We start from the raw sequence: 18240 nt of genomic DNA, 5'->3' as shown, positions 1-18240 counted from the left end.
ACTCCTTTCTATAGAGGCACACTTGTTTCTTTATCTGGAACAATATATGCCCCTAACGTTCCTCCTTCAGTTGGAGTATCAATACTTGACAATCCATTAGGACCATTAGGATTCAATGTAAATTCTTCTACCGAAGATAATTCGAAGGTGCCATCCATTTGTACAGATTGTACCTGTACACCTGCCGAAACAGTCGATTGTACAATGTTCGTAAAGGTATAAGGCGTCAATCCAGCAGCATAAATCGTATCTATTGGGGCATTGGTCATATAAACAGCTGCAGGTTCATCAGCTGAACGTAATTGAAATTCGTTAGGATCACAGTTTAATGTTTGCGCTAATACCTCAATAACCTTGTTGAATGTGCCATCTGATCTGTCCCGAGCAATTTTACTTTTAATAAGAGATCGATAGACTGCATCGGTTGTCTTACCCCGTTTTTGCCCTACATCGTTTCCTATCAAATCAAGATTTTTTCCTTGTGCATTATTTAAATCACGCCATTCCTCAATACGTGTAAAGGTTTCCTTTAGCTGATTGATTTCATCATCCAGTAAAGAGAATATTTTTCCTAAATTTGAATTCTCACTTTTAACAAAGGCATCGGAGAGTTTGGAAAACCAATCTTTTATCAACTTACACTCACCTCAATTAAATCTACACTTGTTCTCGCAATCTCGTAACTTTGTAAAGTTAAGTTGCTCATTTTATAACCTTCGTTATTCTTAGCAATTTGAATCGTTACATCATCTATACCAGGCGTTTCGTAAACGAAACTAAATAGCTGTGAGTATACTATTTTTTCTCCTAATGCTAACCCCGTCCAATCTGTATCAGCTGCATCCCTTCCCCCTATATGTTGAATGAGCGTCTGTTTAATAGTGGCTATGCCGTCACTGGGAAAGCTCGTATTAGACTGAACATTAATCTTTATCTTAATTTGGACTTCAACAGCATAATCAAATCTTACAGTATGCTCAGTACCACTAATGTCAGTGACAATTACTTCTTCTGAACCCATGGTATCAATACCAGCTGCTACACAATTAAAAAGTGTGTCAGCCACATCTTCACGATTGCCACCTAGTACATATGCATGAACAACAGGATTCACACTCACTACACTAGAAGAGCGAACGCCAGCTGTATCGTTTAAACGTGCAATAATTGCATTAATCGTTGTATTTCCTTCAATAGCTGGAGATTTAATAAGCCGATCTCGAAGCTCCATATCTGTCTCTACGTCTCTTCCACCAGTAGCAGCCAAAAGGTTTGTTACTGTATAGATGTTTTCTGTAGGTTCTCCCTGTAATGTAATAGTCTCTGCAGCAACGTTTGTATGAATCCCCTTCTCAACCGAAACAGCCTCACCACTACCTTTTCCAGTCTCATCTAGCGTTACATTTTCTATGAGATAAAAATAAATAAATTTATCTGTAGCAAATTGAGTCTGTTCTTGAATCGTTGTATTTGGTACACCTGTAAAAGTTAGTTCTACATGAGATTCTGATTCTTGATCACGACTCATTGTTTTATTCGAGGCTAACCGATCAAGTTGAACACCTTCGGCTTTACTGGAATATGCGCTGTTATAAGCCATTTCTGCCAACTCCCATAAAGGAGCTAAAAAGAATGCAAAGATCATAATTAAAATCCCAAATGGACTCTTAGCAGAAACGTTAACATCGTTACCAAATTTCTCTTTGAATTTTGACTCTAAATCTTCTTTTAAATCTTGGTATGTTTTACGTTTGAAACCTGTTTTATCAAGCATTTAACTCCACCTCGTCGATGGTTAATTCTGTTTCATCTTGTTTTTGAATAGTTAGCGATATTTTAAGGGTACGCCCCTCTTTGACAAAAGAGATATTCGTTACAGCACCTATACGGTCATCTTTAGAAAGAGCTTCAATAATGTCATCCCGTATCTCTGCCTCACTAGCACCTTTGCCCAATAAATTGTCATAAGATAAGCCATACTCAGGATCTAAAAAGAACTCACCTTTCCGTGTCCTTAATATGGATTGAACGGATTGAATAAGTTCTTCATCGCCTGATATCATTATTAAATTTCCATCTTGCACAACTAAATCACCGCCTTCAAGCTTCGGTGAAATCATACCTTAAACCTCCCAACAATAACTGCATCATTCATACTATGCATTCTGGAAAACTGCGGATCAAAAGGATCAGCTCCTAAGTAATCTAATGCATAATCAGCAAAACTAACATATACAATATCACCCACTGCTATAGGTCTGTTATATTCAACATGCTCCAAGATATGAGCATCTAGTACTAAAGCATGCTCCTCTCCATTTTCTTTAAATAGAGGTTTAATATCAGCTGTAGATCCATGAACAGCTGTAACCCTAGCAGGAGCTGCTACATGAATGTTTGCTTTAATTGCTTGAGCAAAGTTCAAAAAGAAATTTGTATCATTAGCCATTAGATCACCTGCACTTCTGTTTTGAAGTCAGAACCACTAGCTGTATGCTTTCCTTTTTTAGCACGATACTGACCATTTGCAGTTTTACTTTTAATTTGAATGATAGAAGATGTTGAAATACGATGCTGCAGCAAACAATTAACTGTGTACCCTTTTAAATCATCTTCTTCAAAAGGGGCAGGGGAACCTAATAGTCCAGTTGCCTCCTCTAAATTAAAGCGCTCGTCTGTACCTTCTTTAATTGAACGAATAACCAATGTACCTCTTCGATAATAAAGAGCTGCACCACAATCTTTTACAACTTCTAAAAGGTTATTTAATATGTTTCCTGTCACTGTATATCCACTTTTATAAGTTGGATTCTTAGGCAATTTCATTTCTCCAAGACGTATACCTAATGCACCCACTAACTTGCGAATGATAGTATCTGCCTTTGTGTTTTTACCGAACGCAATCTTTAGAGATTTTTTATCTGTACTTGTAGAGGCTGTTACCTTTACACCTGAATAATCTTGTCCTTCTGTCATATAGATCGCTGTGATTTTATCTACACCATCTCGACTAGTCAGAACTCTTGATATTTTTCCTTGTGAAAGAATACCATAGTCTGATTTGTAGCCTGCTTGCAATATCAAGGTATTTCCCTTCTTTATATGATTAATAGAAGTGCTGGAGAGATTATACAGCTTAACCATAATCTCATTAGGTGTCGAATCGTCATCAAAAGGAACTTCAAACTCAATGTGAAAATTATCGCTAGAAAAATCAGCTTTGTAGTCCCCTTCTATATGGACCTTAATCACTCTTCCAAACAATTCATTACTCATACACTTACCTCACTTAATTCTTCATCTGGTGCAATGTCATCAATAAATAAAAATGTTGTCACCATAAAATTTTCAAAGGTAATGCGCCTAATTTGATCAGATTCATCTAAAACCACTAATGACGGGGCTGGCAGTCGCCGATCAACAGAATCGTGCCAAAGGGGTACGTTCAACACAAGCTTTTCACCTAAAATAATGGCTTCATTATCTACACTATACAAATCCACTGTAAAAAAATCGCATGTTTGATTGTAATTAACCTCCATCACAAATGTATCTGTAGCAAACTCTATTTCAAATCGCTCAGGTAAACTATTTTTATTAATGGGAATGTAATCACGCATAACATCACCTCAATCTATTTCACTCTTAGTTTGACACCAATAGGAATTCTTCTATCTTTGTAGCCATTCCATTTCCTTAGTTGTGCAATACTTGTGCCATATTTCTGCCACATATCCCAGTAGGTATCTCCTTTCTTAGTGACATGATAAATAGCACCCGTAGGTTTACTACTCACAGGCTTTTTCTTGCCACTATTTTTGACTTTAACCCAGGGCGTAGAGGCAATCCGAATTTGCCGCAACTTAATGGAGATATCTTTACCATTAGCATTATTTGAATCTACTGAACCACTTAGATCCAAAATAATAACGTTTTTAGCAATATTACGACCGGTATAGGTTAGAATCGTACCGTTTTTCATACATTTTTTAAGGTATTCATAATCAGATTCATAAGAATCTCCATTTAAAACACCGGAGAGTGAAAACTCATCCGGCTTTTGTTCAACATGATCTGTCATAGGAATACCTTGTTCTACTGGATAAGAAGTAGCATCAACTGAAGCAGAATCATCTTCTTTCTCAATTAATAATTTGATATTTCCTAAACGCGCCATTTTCACCCTCCTATATTAGACCTGCTTCGATAAGAACCTCTTGGAACTTCTTGTACTGTTCTGCTAATGCCTCGTCAATTTGTTCTCTTACACTCTTTTCGCCCTCTTTACCATCACCAGTAATGGTTATGACAGGCTTAAATTCGATGTTAATCTGTTTAGAACCTGTATCTCCAACAGCAAAAGAAGGAGCAACAGAATCAGAACTTTCTCCTGGATCATTAGATGCTCTATTAATTGTTTTCTTGAAGAAATCTAAAATACTAGGCCATACTTTAGTTCCAGTAGGTAGGTTAGGGAATAAGGTAGCTCGATTTGGACTAAGCCCCATTTGTCCGTTTGGAAGCAAGAAAGGCTCATTTAATCCACCATCACCAAGAACAGCATTACCTCCAGTATGAGAATTTGTACCATTTGCATACCAGTTATGGCTTTTCCACCATCTTAATGCACCACCAATACTCTTATAACGATCTTGGATGTATTTGATACCCCAATAGATGTTATTAGAAGGGTTAAATGGATCACCTTTATAGTTAAAGTGTTTCAACTGCATTAAACCTTTTGCTGTACCGTCAGATGTTGGAGCGCCAACTGCTCTAGGATTACCACTTGATTCTTTTTGGATAATCCAGTTTAGGCCTGTCTTCCATGCATCGCCAGATACACCGGCTCTCGCCATACCTGCAGTAATCCATTGTGCAAGATTTCCTTTTGGTGCAGCACCATAAGAACCACTATCACCAGCTTTTCCTTGTAAATAGGTTAACGGATTGATATAAGCCCCATTACGCTTAATTTTCAAGTCTAAGTGTGGTCCAGTGGAGAATCCAGTTGAACCAACTCGACCAATTACTTGCCCTTCTTTGACTTTTTGCCCCTGTTTAACAAAAGGAGCACTCATCATATGGATATAAGATAATAAGTCTGAACCACTCTGAATACGAACGCCATTACCGGCAGTACTAGACCCTATAAGGACTTGTTTAACGATACCATCTGTTAGGGATTTAATGGGCGTCCCCTGCGGTGCGGCTAAATCGATACCATGATGAACTCCACCCTTATGGACTTTATCGTTCTTGTTTCCGTTTGGTGTGAATCTTGTACTAATACGGAAAGGACTTCCTAAATAATAACTACCAATACCTGTACCAGAGGCGTCTCCACCTAAGAAAGAGAACTCTTCCATTTTCTTCTTAACAAAGCCGAAAGCATTATCTTTAATCTTTGTTAGAGAAGCAGGAAAGATTTTATTGAACACTTCACTGATAGCAGGTGGTTCAGGAACAAAACTACTAAATACTTTTTTCAGCAACTTGGAAGGATCAGAAACATAAGACCATACATCAAGTGAAAGATCTTTTACTTTGTTAGCACCAGCAATAGCTGTATCCTTAACAGCTTTTCCTGCTCCAACAGCCTTATCTTTTGCAGCCCCAGCAACGTTTTTAGTTCCTTCCCACAGGTCTGATGCCACACTTTTAAAGGAACTACCTAAGTTTCCTTTATCATAAGCTGGTATCATACCAGATTGCATTAACTGTTGAGTTTGAGGACCAGAAAACACTTTAGTACCTTGAGGTAAATTCAATAATGTATCAGTTGCTGGTGACATCCCCATTGCACCACTAGGAGTGACATATAACTCTTTCATGCCACCATCACCAAGAATTGCAGGTCCACCAGGATGATATCCTGTACCAGTAGCATACTTAGGCACCCAAGGATCTATATAGAAATCTGCACCTATTTTCTTCATAATCCAGTTTAGACCACCAGTGGCACCATTGATCATTTTCTTAAATCCGCCAAATACCTTGGAAGTAAGAGCTTCGATTCCGCCAGTGACTTTTCCAGCCATACCCTTGATTCCAGACCCTATTTTGCCAGGCAATTCTCTAGCACCTTGTACGATTTTCCCAAAGGTATTAGACACATCGTCACGGATCATACCGAAAAGTTGCTTTGTCTCAGAACGTGCTGTAGTCCAGGCTGACTTTATGGATGAACCTATTCGACCGAGCATCCCTTTAATCCCACCATACAAGGAAGTCCAGATGCCAACTACCGCATTTTTTAACCCAGTCATAATATTTTGACCAAGCAACTTCATAGCCGTAAATCCATATTGAACTGTATTTTTCACATTTGTGACACTAGCTTTAAAGAGTGCAACTAACCCTTGCCACAAACTAACAAATACGCTACGGAAACCGGAAAAGAAGAGCTTACCTGCGCTTAGGATACGACCAAACATCATTAGATTCACATAATTCCAAACTACCTGAATGGCTCCAACAAATATCTGCTTCAGACCTTCCCACATTTTGCGGAAATCACCAGTGAACAATCCTGAAAAGACCTTAACCAATCCCATAATGACGTTAAGTGCTCCGGAAATGATACCTTGTATATTAAACCATACAGATTTTACCAAAATAACTAGGATCGGAAAAACTGCTCGGAATATGGCACCTATTACGGTTAAGGCTTCCTGGATAATAGAAGAAATAAACCCAAAAACATTTCGAGTAGCCTGTAAGATTTGCTGACCGCTGTTATCCCAGAAAGCTTGCAATTGAACTAGCTTTGCGTGGACGAATGTAGTCACAGCAGACATGGCTTGATTAATGTAAGGAGACAAGAATCCCCAAACTTCAAGTGCCTTGTTTTTTATGGCAGTCCATCCACTGATAACCGCATTTCTGAATGTTTCAGAACGTGTCCATAATAAGTAAAGTGCTGCACCAAAAGCTATAACGGCTGCTGAAACTAGTACTACAGTCCCCATCATAGCAGCTAGGCCTTCCACTAATGGACCAATAAATACCCACACTGCTGCAAATGCTGCTTTTAAGCCCATGATATATCCTATACCTGCTGCAAGAGGAGTTAAAATAAGAGCAAACGTAGCAACTAAGTATAGAAACATACCAGCTAACTTAGTGATCCACGGGTTAATTTCATTTAACTTATTGACGAATCCACCAATCATGGTACCAACATCAACAATTTTGGCAGCTATTGTTCCCCAAAATGCTACGAAAGGTGCAACTGCACTAGCCCAGGTATTTTTGAAATTATATAGAGATACCCCGAGAGGAGTTAAAGAGTCCTGTAACCCTTTGACCTTTAGCTGAGTTTCCTGCTTTAACTTTTCTAGCTCAGTAGTAGCTGCTTGTCTTGCTAGTTGGTGCTTCTGTCTCCACAAGTCCACGTATTTATTTAGCTGAGGCTGAGACATTTGATTTAAGGCAACAATCTGCGAAGCAGCTTCTGGTCCCATCTTACGTAGACTAGCAATAAAGCCTTCATCTACTCCTTTACTAGCAAGAGAGTTAAGGTTTTTAGACCAATCTTGCATAACCTTAACTTGACCTTGAAGGTTAGATAATAGCTTTTGCGGACTGGTCTTTTCTAACTGAACCTTCTCGAAAAGTCCCCAGGTATCTACAATTTCCTGTGTTCGACTCTTTACAGCGTCTCGGTAGTCTGCCCAAGCTTTGACTTGAGAAGCTAAGTTCTCTTCGACGTCAGGACCCTTTGCTGCATTCGCTAAAATCGCTGTAAATCCAACCCATGCAACAGATGTAACCATGGCTACAGACTGCATACGCATAACACCTTGGGTGATCATGCCAATCATATCTTGAAGCTCTTTCATACTTGCATTAGGGCCTAGCATTTGAAGAGCTAAAGATGCTGAACTACTCTCTCTTGCTAGTCGTGACAAGTTGGATGTTACAGAAAGAAGTGGATTATTGACGCGTAATAAAGTATTTCCCATGCGGTCATAGTTCTTCGCTATCTTTTCACTCTGTCCACTCATGGCAGACATGGTTGCTACTTGCTGAATAATACTTTGTCGCATAGCCACATTGTTATTAATCATCTGATCTGTTGATTTCTTATGCTCTTTCCCAAGTCTACGAACCTCATTCATAAAATCGTTAGTGCTGCCCGTGTAATTCCCCATTTGAGAACCAAGCTTGTACATGTCATGCTCTGTCTTCATGATTTGCTGACGATATTTCAACATATCATTGTGATTGTTAATCATGGACTTACGCATTTCATTACTCATCGCTTGCCAATCTTGAGCCAACTGAGTAGCACTCGTTCCAGTAGTCCTTGCTAAAGCGCGAATAACATCACTTTGGCGACCTAGCTGATTATTAAGAGCCTGCGATTCATCAATCATTCGTTGAGTAGAGCGATGGGTAGAATTCATTTGGTTGCTCATTTGCCGCATTTCTTGCGTAGCTCGATTTGTATGTTGAGCCATTTGCTGCATTTGCTGATTAGATTGACCAAACGCTCTATTCGTTTGATTAGTTTGTCGTCCAGCTTGATTCATCTGCTGGTTCATACGATTCATAGAGTCACGCCACTCACGAGTAGCATCATCTGTTTGTTGAAAAGCACGTACAGTATCATTCATGTAACGGTTCAATTCAATAACAGGAGCTAAATTAACACTGGGCTGAATTCTTACATCCAAATCACGAATGCTCATGTTTTCCCTCCTTTCTTTAAATTATTTTTTAGTTACTTCGCTTTGTTAGCATCATTCTTTTGTTTAATTAATTTATTAAGTGCCTCGTTCGCTTGTTGAAGCTGATAAGGGGACATTTGGTAAGCCTCTGTAAGACTGATCATCCCTTCTGCAACAGGCCTCCAAAAATCCCAATTCTCATCTATTTCTTTTCTTACGACACTCTGAGGCTTTCCCTTACTTTCCGTCTCTAAGAAAGGTAGAAGCTGCTGTAAATAACTCATTAAATCCATCTTTAGGCTCAATCCCCTTCTCTTCGTTACCATCAAAGTACTCCCAATCTACTTTTGGATCTACAATGACATGTTTGAACAGTTCTTCTGCCATTTTTTCACTTGAAAAAGTACCTCTGTCAGTTGTGGAACGGTCTTGAATTCTTACTTGTTCACGATGTCCTGGGAATTGCAATGTGTATTCTACGCCTTCAACTGTTACCTTTTTTTGAGAACCGATTTTAGCCATTTTAAAAATCTCTCCTTTGTAATGTAAATATAAAGAAGCAGCCCTATTGGACTGCCTCAATTCATTTGTTTTTTTGTTATTTGAATTACGTTTAGAACGTTTCAATCAAATCACTCTTCTGTATAATCAAATACTTTAAACTGGAATTCCCGGCCACCTGCTTCGGTATCAAACTCTTTAGAAGGTGTTTTAACAATACGAGCCTGAGTTCCACCAGCCTTTTCTTTCGTTGTACCGTTATTGTAGTTAACCCATATAGGGAACGGCTTCTTCTGCTTTGCCTTTTTCATCAAATAAGGATATGAAGGCGATGTTTGAGAAAGTGTTAGAGTAACAGTTCCTAACGTGTCATTACTCTCAGAAATGATAGCTTCCCCTTGAGCACTAACTTTCGTTGAGAAAAAATCCTCATCTTTTTCAGCTTGGATGAATGATCCTTCATCATAGCCAGTCATAAAAACGCCATCTACAATTGCAGATGCATACTTTGGATCGTACGTACGTGTCATATTTGTTCAGCTCCTTTAAACCAAAATTTCACCTTTTATTTCAGCCGAGTGAATAGCTCCAGCTAATTCAAACGAAAATGATAGACCTTTATAAACACGACTTGCGCGATCTGCAGGTAATGTTTCACTACGTGGTACTGTTGTAACTGTATAGATAGGGTTATCATCCTCATCTGCCGCAATAATACCTTGAGCAAAAGCTCGTTGAAGAACAGTCGTTGCAGCACTATCAAATAATGCTATACCTCGACTATCAAATGAAACTTTTCTGTTGTTAGCGAAAGCAGATTGAATGTTGTTTTCCATGTTTGTTTTAACCCATGACTTACCATGCATAACGTCAATGTATTCACCACTCACTGTGATGCCTTCACTAGTTTGAGCGATGCCTGCTTTCTTCACATATGCAATAGCACCATCTTCATGAATAGCTGCTAGCTCGTCTGCATTTAAATCAAGAGGAGTGATACCTGTTAATGACTTGAATTTCCATGTGATGGAACCAACCTCTTGACTTCCTAATTCACCGACTAATGCTGCATCGGCCTGTTCACCTGCTGTTAGATGGTAAAAGTTAATGACATAATCATAATCCTTAGCTTTAAAAGCATTACGGCTTTCTGAGTCAACTGTTTTCACCACATACATTTTGAATTTCTTACCTTCCACATAATCAGCAATAGCCACTTCATCTGTTAACTCAATATCTGCAGTTAACAAAAAGAACCAATCATGATCATAATACTTGGCAATAACTTCTGCAGCTGTTTTAGGATCTGTATCTGTTGCTGCTGGATCATATGTGGCAATAGCTAAAGTAGCTGGACGATGATCTTGAGCAAAAATAGCAGCTGCCTTCTTATACACCTCTGTTGTTTCAGCAAAGTCCGGTTTTACCGTATCGATGCTGCTATATGTTTTAAATGTGCTCGCTCCTGCTTTTTCAGCTATAATGAGTGGCTTGCCAAGTCCAATTAAGCCGGATGGCTTTCTTAGCTCGATGCTTACAGTTACATCTTGTAATGGCATTCTATAAACCTCCTAAGTTAATAGTTTCAATAACTTCATTTAGTTGACGAATTTGTTCATTCGTTGCTCTAAATTGCACATCAAAACCGTGTTTGTATTCATAATGTTCCACAAGAAATGTAGTGCGATCTTCAATGTTTCCTAACATCGCAATAGCTATATTCTTTTCTTCTATGAATTCTTGACCTAAAAATAAAAACCACTGGTGTACTTGAAAAGCCTTCTCCATCGTGGTTTCAATATCTTCAGCATAGAAGCTAAACGATATAGTGTACTTATACTGTTCAATACGCTTTTGAAAAGCTGTATTGCCTTCAATGTATTCTACAACAGCTCCTTGTCCTCTGCCTTTAATGTATGGTGACGTAATATTATAAACGCCATATGGTAAGGGAGGAGCAGGGTTTATTGTATTTCCTTTGATAATTTGTAGCCCGGTATCTTTTTTTATTTGAGCAATCATTTCTTTAATTGTTGCTATGTTCATGACCTGCCCACCTTGCTAAATAAATAAAGACATCCGTATAATCTGTGAAGTCCTTAAAGTTCTGCACAGTGTACGGGATGCCTTTATATTCGATTTTCTGTCCTGGATTAAGAGCTTCGATTGTATAGACTTTACGGTCTTTTACACTATAAGTACCACTCTCCGAATATCGAAGGTCATCTTCTGATAAAGGAAGAATAACCCCAAATCTATTTTCAGGCTGAGAATCCCCCCCAGGTACCCAATCTCCTTCATCGTTGTAATAACCGCCCTCTTGTTCAACAATTGTCACAAAAGGAACACCATTTTCCACAACCATTTCTTTAAAACTAATAATCTCAGGCATTTCTTTCTACCACCCTCCAAGTTACACGAGCACGAAGGCCACCAGTATCAATTAAAGGATTGGATGAACCTTTATTCTCCATAGTGATAGGACTATTCCCAGGAGAACGTAAGGTAGTAATCTTCTCTTGAATATCAGAAGCTGCCTTTGCCCCAACTCGTTCAAATAAAGTCTTTGCATCGATTTCAAATGCTAGTACCTTATCGATTAATCGCTCCATAAACTGCACCCATTCATCATTCTTTTCATCAAACGTTGAACGCACAAAAGAGCGTTCCGGAATGGTGACGCTCTTAACAAGAATGAACATAACTTTTAAATTGTCACCATCTTGAACAGCCAATACATTTTTACCTTTTGGCTTAAATAAACCCGGAATATCAGAAGCTTGACGACCATCTGTCTCTTTTGTAGGGATAGTTAGAAATTGTTTCTTCGGCTTAATAGTTATCCCATATTCATGTACGTTTGCAATCATGGCATAGAACGAATCATCAGAAGCAAAGATACCAACTTCTACTGAGTATTTATCAAGATCCTCTAAAGCTTTGATTAACTTATCGAAATTATCATTTTTAACGGTCATTTTTACAAAGCCTTTTTGTCTAGCCATGTTAAATCACCGTTAGATTGATACTATTTCTCTTTGTAAGCTTTTTTAAGAGTCTCGAATACTCTTGCCCATATGGTGTAGATTCAAGCCCTACAGCAGTATTTGAGACGTTATATTCAGTCTCCATAACATCTAACTGCTTTCTTTTTACTGTTTGAGCCTTTATAGTTGCCAAATGAGTGGCATAATAGCGAATTAAGCGCTGTTTGTTGTCCTCTGACACATCTAGATCCTCTACCTCAAGGGTGGCGTCATCAATAAAGATTTGCAGCACGTCTGGAGACATACTAGCTAAATGTTCAGCAGTCTTTTGAATGATTTCAGGTGTTGTTTTCAAATCAATCACCTACCTTATTCTGTTTCTTCCCCTGAACCATTTACGATTAAGTTACTTTGTTCAGTGATAGCAGCAAGTACAGTACTACGCTTCTCTGTAGCCTTCCACTCTTCTAATAAAGAAAGTGAGAACGTGTCTTTCACTAACTCAATTGCTTCGTTCGCGTTTAAATCCTTAGTCGTTTTAGCAGATTCATGAGCTACAATCTCTTCATTCTCCACTAACTCTTTTATTAAAGGATGGGCGCTGAACTTCTTCCAATCAGTAGGAGCAAGCTGGTTCGCTCCAGGAACTAACATAACACCAGCAGCATGACGAACGTATTTACCTTTGTTTTGTACTAACATCAAGCACCATCTCCTCGTACAATTGCCATTGGATAACGTACAATCGCGCCACCTGTACGCTCTTCTAACGGGATTTTATAGTTAGGAAACTTGTATTCTTCCGGATGACGCATAATGTCCATTGGAATAAGGACTTCAACTACATCTGGTGAGCTATCGAATACTAAGAAACAATTTGTCCCGCCTTGACCTTGCCCCTCAATATCAGATGTAAACTCAATACGACTGAACCAATTTTGGCTACGTAAGTACTGAAGAACTGTCTGATTTGTATATTCGTTGTACTCTTTTTCAAGCTCTTCCATCATGTCAGGCGTAACAACAAGTGTATCTGCATTATGTCCTGGTAAACGATTAACTGCAGAACGAGCTTTACGTAAATCAGATACGATTTCTTTACCTGTTTTATCAGCCCACTTTGTTGAAGTACCAGCTTTGTTTTGGTCAATTGCAATCGTTTGGATTCCTTCTGCATTTGTCACACCAAGAATATTGTGTTTAGCATCGCCGATCCATACAATGCGATTTTCTTTTTCAGCAATGGCTTTACGTGCTGTATCAGCCTTTGTTGTTTCGATAGGTTGACCTGCCATTTGTGCCTGGCGTAACTCCTGAACAGACACTCGAAAAGCAGCAGCAACAGAATAGATTTTTTCCGTATGGCGCTCCATGTCAGCATCCACTAATGGAATATCTTCTGATCCTGGAGCTAATACTTTAGCAGCACCAGAACGTTTAATAACGTCATAGCTGTATGTTTCCGCACCAGCAGGTACATCAGTCTTCACATTGAAAATGGTACGAGCTTTTAGCTCCTCTTTCTTTGCTTCATAAATCTTATTATCAATGGACTCTAAATCAATCGGACGAATAACACCGTCTGCTCTATATTGGGACATTCTTGTTCACTCCTCATTCTTACTAATTTTTAAGGTAAATTGATTTCAAGTTGTACTAAGCCACCTGCTTGAGCACTTGATTTAAATGCTGCTGAAGGAAATGCAATGACTCCAGATGTTGCTGTATCAGCTGGTCGGAAATTGCTTGTGGTAGGATCTACAGCTACACCATCACCAATCACTACATCTTCGTCAACCTGCACCCAAATAACACCTTTACGAACTGCAGCAACAGGATCATATTTTAAATACTTTTGGTCATCAGCTTTCAATACCCAATCATGAATTTCTTGAGCTAATGAAACACCATAAGGTTTACCACCTGCTTTAACGCGTGTAATAGTTTCTCCATCTGTGCCTAATTGAACAGCAACTCCGTAAGGAATATCTTCAGCTGCTGCCTTTGTATCTGCACTATAATCTTGATAATTGGCAAGCTTACCTTTACCACCTGCTGCTGGCATATATTTGTCATAACTTGTAATAGCCATCTATATAGCCTCCTATTTTCATATTTTGATGTTTTATTTCATGTTTAGGCGTTTGTTTTTCATCTCTTCAATCTGTTTATTAGATGAACTACCATCACCAGTAAACATATGATTGTTACCAGTTGAAGAAAAACCCTCTTGCTTAGCACGTCCTAAAGTTGCATCAAAAAAGGCGTCGATATAATCATCTGATTTACCGTCGCCTTTAAAGTCAGGTTTTGCTTTTTGAATAACTGCTTCTTTGATTTCACGCTCTGATTTGCCTTTAAAATCAAAAGAATCCCCAAGGAATATTGTTGCACCACTGATTAGCTCAACACGAGACTGTACTTTTGCATCTAGCTCATCAGCAGATAAATTGTTTTCCTTCGCTTGTTTTAAATCTTTCTCAGCATTTTGGTACTTCACTTCTAGTGCATCATAGCGACCTTGTAATGTATCAAAGTCCTTCGCTTTTAGGTTAGCCGTATCTAAGCGTGCTTGCTGTGCATCCAAAAAAGATTTAACAGTTGAATCTACTTCATACTCCTTGCCATCAATTGTATATTTGGCCATATTAACATCTCCTTTTCCTTCGCTTGAATCAATTTGATAGGCTGCTGAATCACCACGAATGGACACTTCTGGACCCACACGCCCTTCATCAACAATCGCAACATGATTAACTTCAGTATTTCGTTGAACAAAATCATATTGTTTACCGTCGTATGTACCCTTTTCTGGTACCACATCGGCTAAAAAACCAAGGCTAATTTCACGTTTGCCGTCCTTAATCTTTTGAATTAATCCAGCATCTGTCACAGTAAATGAGATATAGAGTTTAAAATCTTCTACTCTCGCATCATTGTGGGTTAATCCCTTGGAATACGTGTTATAGTTTTGTAAAGTAACAGGTTCACTAGGATGATCATCTGTTACAGGCTTTGCATGCGCTGAAAACATAGTACGGTCGCTGAAAATTTCTTCGGGAAGCTTAGCTTCGAGTTGTACCGAGCCATCTTGTCGCATGTATGGGAATACTCCTGGGCGAGTAATAGGTGCTCGAACAGTCAGGTACCCTTCATTTGTTTCTTTATAGTCTTTTATAAATGTACGATCATAACGCTCTTGCTTCACACATTATCACCCCCTCTCAATAAAAAAAGATCGCATCTGCGATCTTTGGATAAAATATCAGATTGAAAATTTCTTTATTAACTCATTTAAAGTAGCCATTATATCCATAGCATCCTTTCTTGTTACATATGGATAGTTAAAATTCCCTGAATGAACTAAATTTCTCGCATCTTTTACTTTCCGCACTATATTTCGTTCACGTTCATCAATAAGTCTTGATGAGAAGGCATTATTAATTAGATTATTGAACTGTGAGTAAGTAGAATTAGGGTCTAACCTGGCATGAAGCATCCCTTCAAATACTGCTCCACACATTAAAGCAAAGGAAAGCCATGCACCTTGTTCAAAGTTCTTATCAGCTTCCTCGTAAAATTCTCCTATTCTTGTTCTTAATTCTTGATTTTCTATCCAAGGGAATAACAGGCTATAATCACGTATGCCATGATAATGTAAAACAATATGGATAGATTTCCAATCCGGATAGAGCATATGCATAGTAGGAAGAATTATTTTATCTTCCTCAATATCTGCCATTGTTATTGCGTTAACCCCACCTGCTTGTATAGTAAAGTATTCAACTGAAAAGGCAGGAAGAATGGGAATTTTAATATTCCATGTAAAAGAAGGAACACCGTTAATATTAGGTTTTACATCTATATCCTCGCTTTTTACCTCTATTACTATCGATTTCATAAGTACCAATTAACCCCCAATAAACTAAAAGATACTCCCATAATACCAATATTTAATTTATTCATCATCAAATACTGGAATAGCAACACAACGACATCGGTAATCTTCACCTGGTAAACCCACGCTTGGTGGATCTGTATAAGAGAAAACTTTATTACTCAAATCCCTGTGTGTTTTTCGTACCTTTTCGTCATTGGATGTTAGCCATTTGAACTTCGATACACCCATTTGCTTATGACGTTTTGCAGTCATTTGACCAAGAATAGACCCTGTTTGATCAACAGCGATAAATTCAGCTCGCTTTCTGGACATTCCCACACGTTCAACCAGCTGATCTCTCACCTTTTTTGCGCTACTGCCATTCTTCACGCCTTGGTAAATGATGCTCTCAATATTAGCCAGGTACCCATCTTTAATGTTAGTAATGTAGCTGGTATTTTCGCTTATTGATGTTTTCATAAACGACTCTAACCAAGGCTCACTAACGGTGGGGTCAATTCCCTTCACCTTACCTTGGTTGCTAATATTATTCTTATTGAATAAGTTCAGAGAGTTAACAAACTTACTGGCTGTTTCTTGGACCACACTGGAATTAAAAATACCTAGTGACAACCCTTTGATTACATCCACAGCTCGTTGAATGACATCAAGCGGTGCATCCAATTTATAAGATGAGTTATCGTCTCTACTCTTTTGTAACTTAATCTGAGCTATTATTTGCTCGTCATAGACGTTTAAAGTGACTTTACCTAACTCAGATATTAGTTTGTTAATAGAACGGCTGTATGAAACTGCTACGCTGTCAGGGAAACGTGTAGGTGGAATTACTCTAGCCATATCACTGATTCTCCTTATAAGCTGTGTAAACTTCTTTAGCTATTCGTGCCCAATCAGCATCGTCACCACTGTACTTAGTTTCATTCGTTAAACCGAATTGACCAAAGCGCGCTTCTCTCACTTCATCAGATGTATGAACGCCATTGACGATGTAAATGTTATCTGTTTCGGCAGTTAATTTGCGAATCTCAGCGTCTGTTTTTGAATCAACATTCCATAATGGATTAAACTTAATCTCCCATTCTACTGAATCAGGATTGATAGTGCCTCCTAATTCATCCGAACATAGCAATAACAAACGAATAAGACGTTCAATATGGGGCTTTAATTCATTCTCTTGCTGTGCTGCAATACGGGAATAATAGTTCATGACATCGTACTGAGCTCCTGCAATTGTTCCTGCTTCCTGCCCTTTAATAACCGTCTTAGGCATTCGAGCAGCACCCGCAAGCATATCCCACACATAATCCAGTAAATCCTTAATACCCGTGGCAACAGTACTCTGTTTCGTTAACTCCTCATCCTTACCAATAAGAGCAAGAGCTTCAGTTCGAAACATAAAATCCATCAGTGTACTTAATTCACGTTTTTCTTCTTTGCCCAGATTCTCTATATCAGATGATTTATACACTTTGAAAGTAAAGTCATATAACATCTGACCAACTGACCAAAGAGACGTATCAAGAACTGTGATGATGTCATATAGTGGCTCCAATAATGGTTGCCCTCTGTATTCATCTTCTAACCTTCTTGTTTGATCATGAATAACACGGGAAGCATGTACACGATCTTGAGTAGGCCCTGCAATTTCTTGTCCAACACGAGAACGACGGTTCAACTGGAATGATTCTACTTGACCATACTTAGGATGGAACATATCTTCATTCAATAAAAATTCGTATACCTTCATCCCACTGAATGCATGGATATAATCAATACGCATTAGTTCTTTTTCTCTGATAGGGTCACTTAGTTCAAACTTATTCTTTTGGGTAACACCTAAAGAGATAAAGCCATCGCCACGTAATCGCTCGTATGAACGCATCTTTTTAAAAGCTTCCTTAGCATTAAGATCAGCAAGCTTACTCATAATATCGCGTTGCAACTTCTCATCCTTCATTCGTAAAGTGAACCAGCTGCGTGTCATATCTTCTGCGGGAATATCAATGACATTCTGAATAATACGATTATCCGCATATAAACGTGTTAAATCTTGATTAGTTAATACACGTCTTAGTCCCGGTGTTTGTCGGGTTAATGCATCCCTGCTATTTCCCTTTCCAGGAGCTTGCATAAAGTCATTACGAAACTGTTTTGCCTGCTCGATTACACTCATCTA

The 18240-nt window shown here is 38.6% G+C and carries 22 protein-coding genes; all 22 read right to left on the bottom strand.

Annotated elements, in window-relative coordinates:
* Positions 1-8 precede the first annotated feature (8 nt).
* The 22 genes from ACN6NE_RS23760 to ACN6NE_RS23655 all read right to left on the bottom strand — a co-directional run bounded on the left by ACN6NE_RS23760 (position 9) and on the right by ACN6NE_RS23655 (position 18237).
* The gene (locus ACN6NE_RS23760; protein ID WP_474327623.1) at positions 9-635 is read right to left on the bottom strand and encodes a hypothetical protein; all 627 of its coding nucleotides are present in this window, start codon (positions 633-635) and stop codon (positions 9-11) included.
* On the bottom strand, positions 632-1774 hold the full coding sequence (locus tag ACN6NE_RS23755; protein WP_474327621.1) for a baseplate J/gp47 family protein: 1143 nt from the start codon (positions 1772-1774) through the stop codon (positions 632-634). Before ACN6NE_RS23755 ends, ACN6NE_RS23760 begins: the two co-directional genes overlap by 4 nt.
* On the bottom strand, positions 1767-2120 hold the full coding sequence (locus ACN6NE_RS23750) for a DUF2634 domain-containing protein (RefSeq protein ID WP_474327619.1): 354 nt from the start codon (positions 2118-2120) through the stop codon (positions 1767-1769). The genes ACN6NE_RS23755 and ACN6NE_RS23750 overlap by 8 nt, the downstream gene beginning before the upstream one ends.
* Positions 2117-2449, bottom strand: coding sequence for a Gp138 family membrane-puncturing spike protein (locus ACN6NE_RS23745; protein ID WP_474327617.1), 333 nt, complete (start codon positions 2447-2449; stop codon positions 2117-2119). The genes ACN6NE_RS23750 and ACN6NE_RS23745 overlap by 4 nt, the downstream gene beginning before the upstream one ends.
* Positions 2449-3276, bottom strand: a complete 828-nt coding sequence (locus ACN6NE_RS23740) for a phage protein (RefSeq protein ID WP_474327615.1) — start codon at positions 3274-3276, stop codon at positions 2449-2451. The genes ACN6NE_RS23745 and ACN6NE_RS23740 overlap by 1 nt, the downstream gene beginning before the upstream one ends.
* The gene (locus ACN6NE_RS23735; RefSeq protein ID WP_474327613.1) at positions 3273-3620 is read right to left on the bottom strand and encodes a phage baseplate plug family protein; all 348 of its coding nucleotides are present in this window, start codon (positions 3618-3620) and stop codon (positions 3273-3275) included. Before ACN6NE_RS23735 ends, ACN6NE_RS23740 begins: the two co-directional genes overlap by 4 nt.
* Positions 3621-3634: 14 nt before the next feature.
* Positions 3635-4177 (bottom strand): LysM peptidoglycan-binding domain-containing protein, encoded by a 543-nt coding sequence (locus tag ACN6NE_RS23730; RefSeq protein WP_474327611.1) that lies wholly within the window; start codon positions 4175-4177, stop codon positions 3635-3637.
* A 10-nt stretch (positions 4178-4187) separates the two neighbouring features.
* A complete protein-coding gene (locus tag ACN6NE_RS23725) occupies positions 4188-8696 on the bottom strand; it encodes an aggregation-promoting factor C-terminal-like domain-containing protein (RefSeq protein WP_474327609.1) in 4509 nt (1502 codons plus the stop codon).
* Positions 8697-8912: 216 nt separating this feature from the next.
* Positions 8913-9197 (bottom strand): hypothetical protein, encoded by a 285-nt coding sequence (locus ACN6NE_RS23720; RefSeq protein WP_474327607.1) that lies wholly within the window; start codon positions 9195-9197, stop codon positions 8913-8915.
* Positions 9198-9307: 110 nt separating this feature from the next.
* A complete protein-coding gene (locus tag ACN6NE_RS23715) occupies positions 9308-9706 on the bottom strand; it encodes a phage structural protein (protein WP_474327605.1) in 399 nt (132 codons plus the stop codon).
* A gap of 15 nt (positions 9707-9721) precedes the next feature.
* Positions 9722-10735 carry a DUF3383 family protein gene (locus tag ACN6NE_RS23710; protein ID WP_474327603.1) on the bottom strand — a complete coding sequence of 338 codons (1014 nt, stop codon included), beginning with the start codon at positions 10733-10735 and terminating at the stop codon, positions 9722-9724.
* A gap of 1 nt (position 10736) precedes the next feature.
* A complete protein-coding gene (locus ACN6NE_RS23705) occupies positions 10737-11222 on the bottom strand; it encodes a phage neck terminator protein (protein ID WP_474327601.1) in 486 nt (161 codons plus the stop codon).
* Positions 11203-11568, bottom strand: a complete 366-nt coding sequence (locus ACN6NE_RS23700; RefSeq protein ID WP_474327600.1) for a hypothetical protein — start codon at positions 11566-11568, stop codon at positions 11203-11205. Before ACN6NE_RS23700 ends, ACN6NE_RS23705 begins: the two co-directional genes overlap by 20 nt.
* Complete coding sequence (locus ACN6NE_RS23695; RefSeq protein ID WP_474327598.1) at positions 11561-12181, bottom strand: hypothetical protein; 621 nt, start codon at positions 12179-12181, stop codon at positions 11561-11563. Before ACN6NE_RS23695 ends, ACN6NE_RS23700 begins: the two co-directional genes overlap by 8 nt.
* A gap of 1 nt (position 12182) precedes the next feature.
* Positions 12183-12518, bottom strand: a complete 336-nt coding sequence (locus tag ACN6NE_RS23690) for a DUF4054 domain-containing protein (protein WP_474327596.1) — start codon at positions 12516-12518, stop codon at positions 12183-12185.
* Positions 12519-12532: 14 nt separating this feature from the next.
* Entirely contained in the window at positions 12533-12865 is a 333-nt protein-coding gene (locus ACN6NE_RS23685; RefSeq protein ID WP_207371756.1) for a hypothetical protein, read from the bottom strand.
* A complete protein-coding gene (locus tag ACN6NE_RS23680; RefSeq protein ID WP_474327594.1) occupies positions 12865-13764 on the bottom strand; it encodes a DUF2184 domain-containing protein in 900 nt (299 codons plus the stop codon). Before ACN6NE_RS23680 ends, ACN6NE_RS23685 begins: the two co-directional genes overlap by 1 nt.
* A 29-nt stretch (positions 13765-13793) precedes the next feature.
* Positions 13794-14255 (bottom strand): structural cement protein Gp24, encoded by a 462-nt coding sequence (locus ACN6NE_RS23675; RefSeq protein WP_474327592.1) that lies wholly within the window; start codon positions 14253-14255, stop codon positions 13794-13796.
* Between the two features lie 33 nt (positions 14256-14288).
* A complete protein-coding gene (locus tag ACN6NE_RS23670; protein WP_474327590.1) occupies positions 14289-15371 on the bottom strand; it encodes a DUF2213 domain-containing protein in 1083 nt (360 codons plus the stop codon).
* Positions 15372-15428: 57 nt separating this feature from the next.
* On the bottom strand, positions 15429-16064 hold the full coding sequence (locus ACN6NE_RS23665) for a DUF4145 domain-containing protein (protein WP_474327588.1): 636 nt from the start codon (positions 16062-16064) through the stop codon (positions 15429-15431).
* Between the two features lie 57 nt (positions 16065-16121).
* Complete coding sequence (locus ACN6NE_RS23660; protein WP_474327586.1) at positions 16122-16901, bottom strand: minor capsid protein; 780 nt, start codon at positions 16899-16901, stop codon at positions 16122-16124.
* A 1-nt stretch (position 16902) separates the two neighbouring features.
* Complete coding sequence (locus ACN6NE_RS23655) at positions 16903-18237, bottom strand: DUF1073 domain-containing protein (protein WP_474327584.1); 1335 nt, start codon at positions 18235-18237, stop codon at positions 16903-16905.
* Positions 18238-18240 lie beyond the last annotated feature (3 nt).

This window comes from Priestia sp. 53B2, from assembly GCF_056099005.1.
This window is presented reverse-complemented; position numbering and strand designations above follow the sequence as displayed.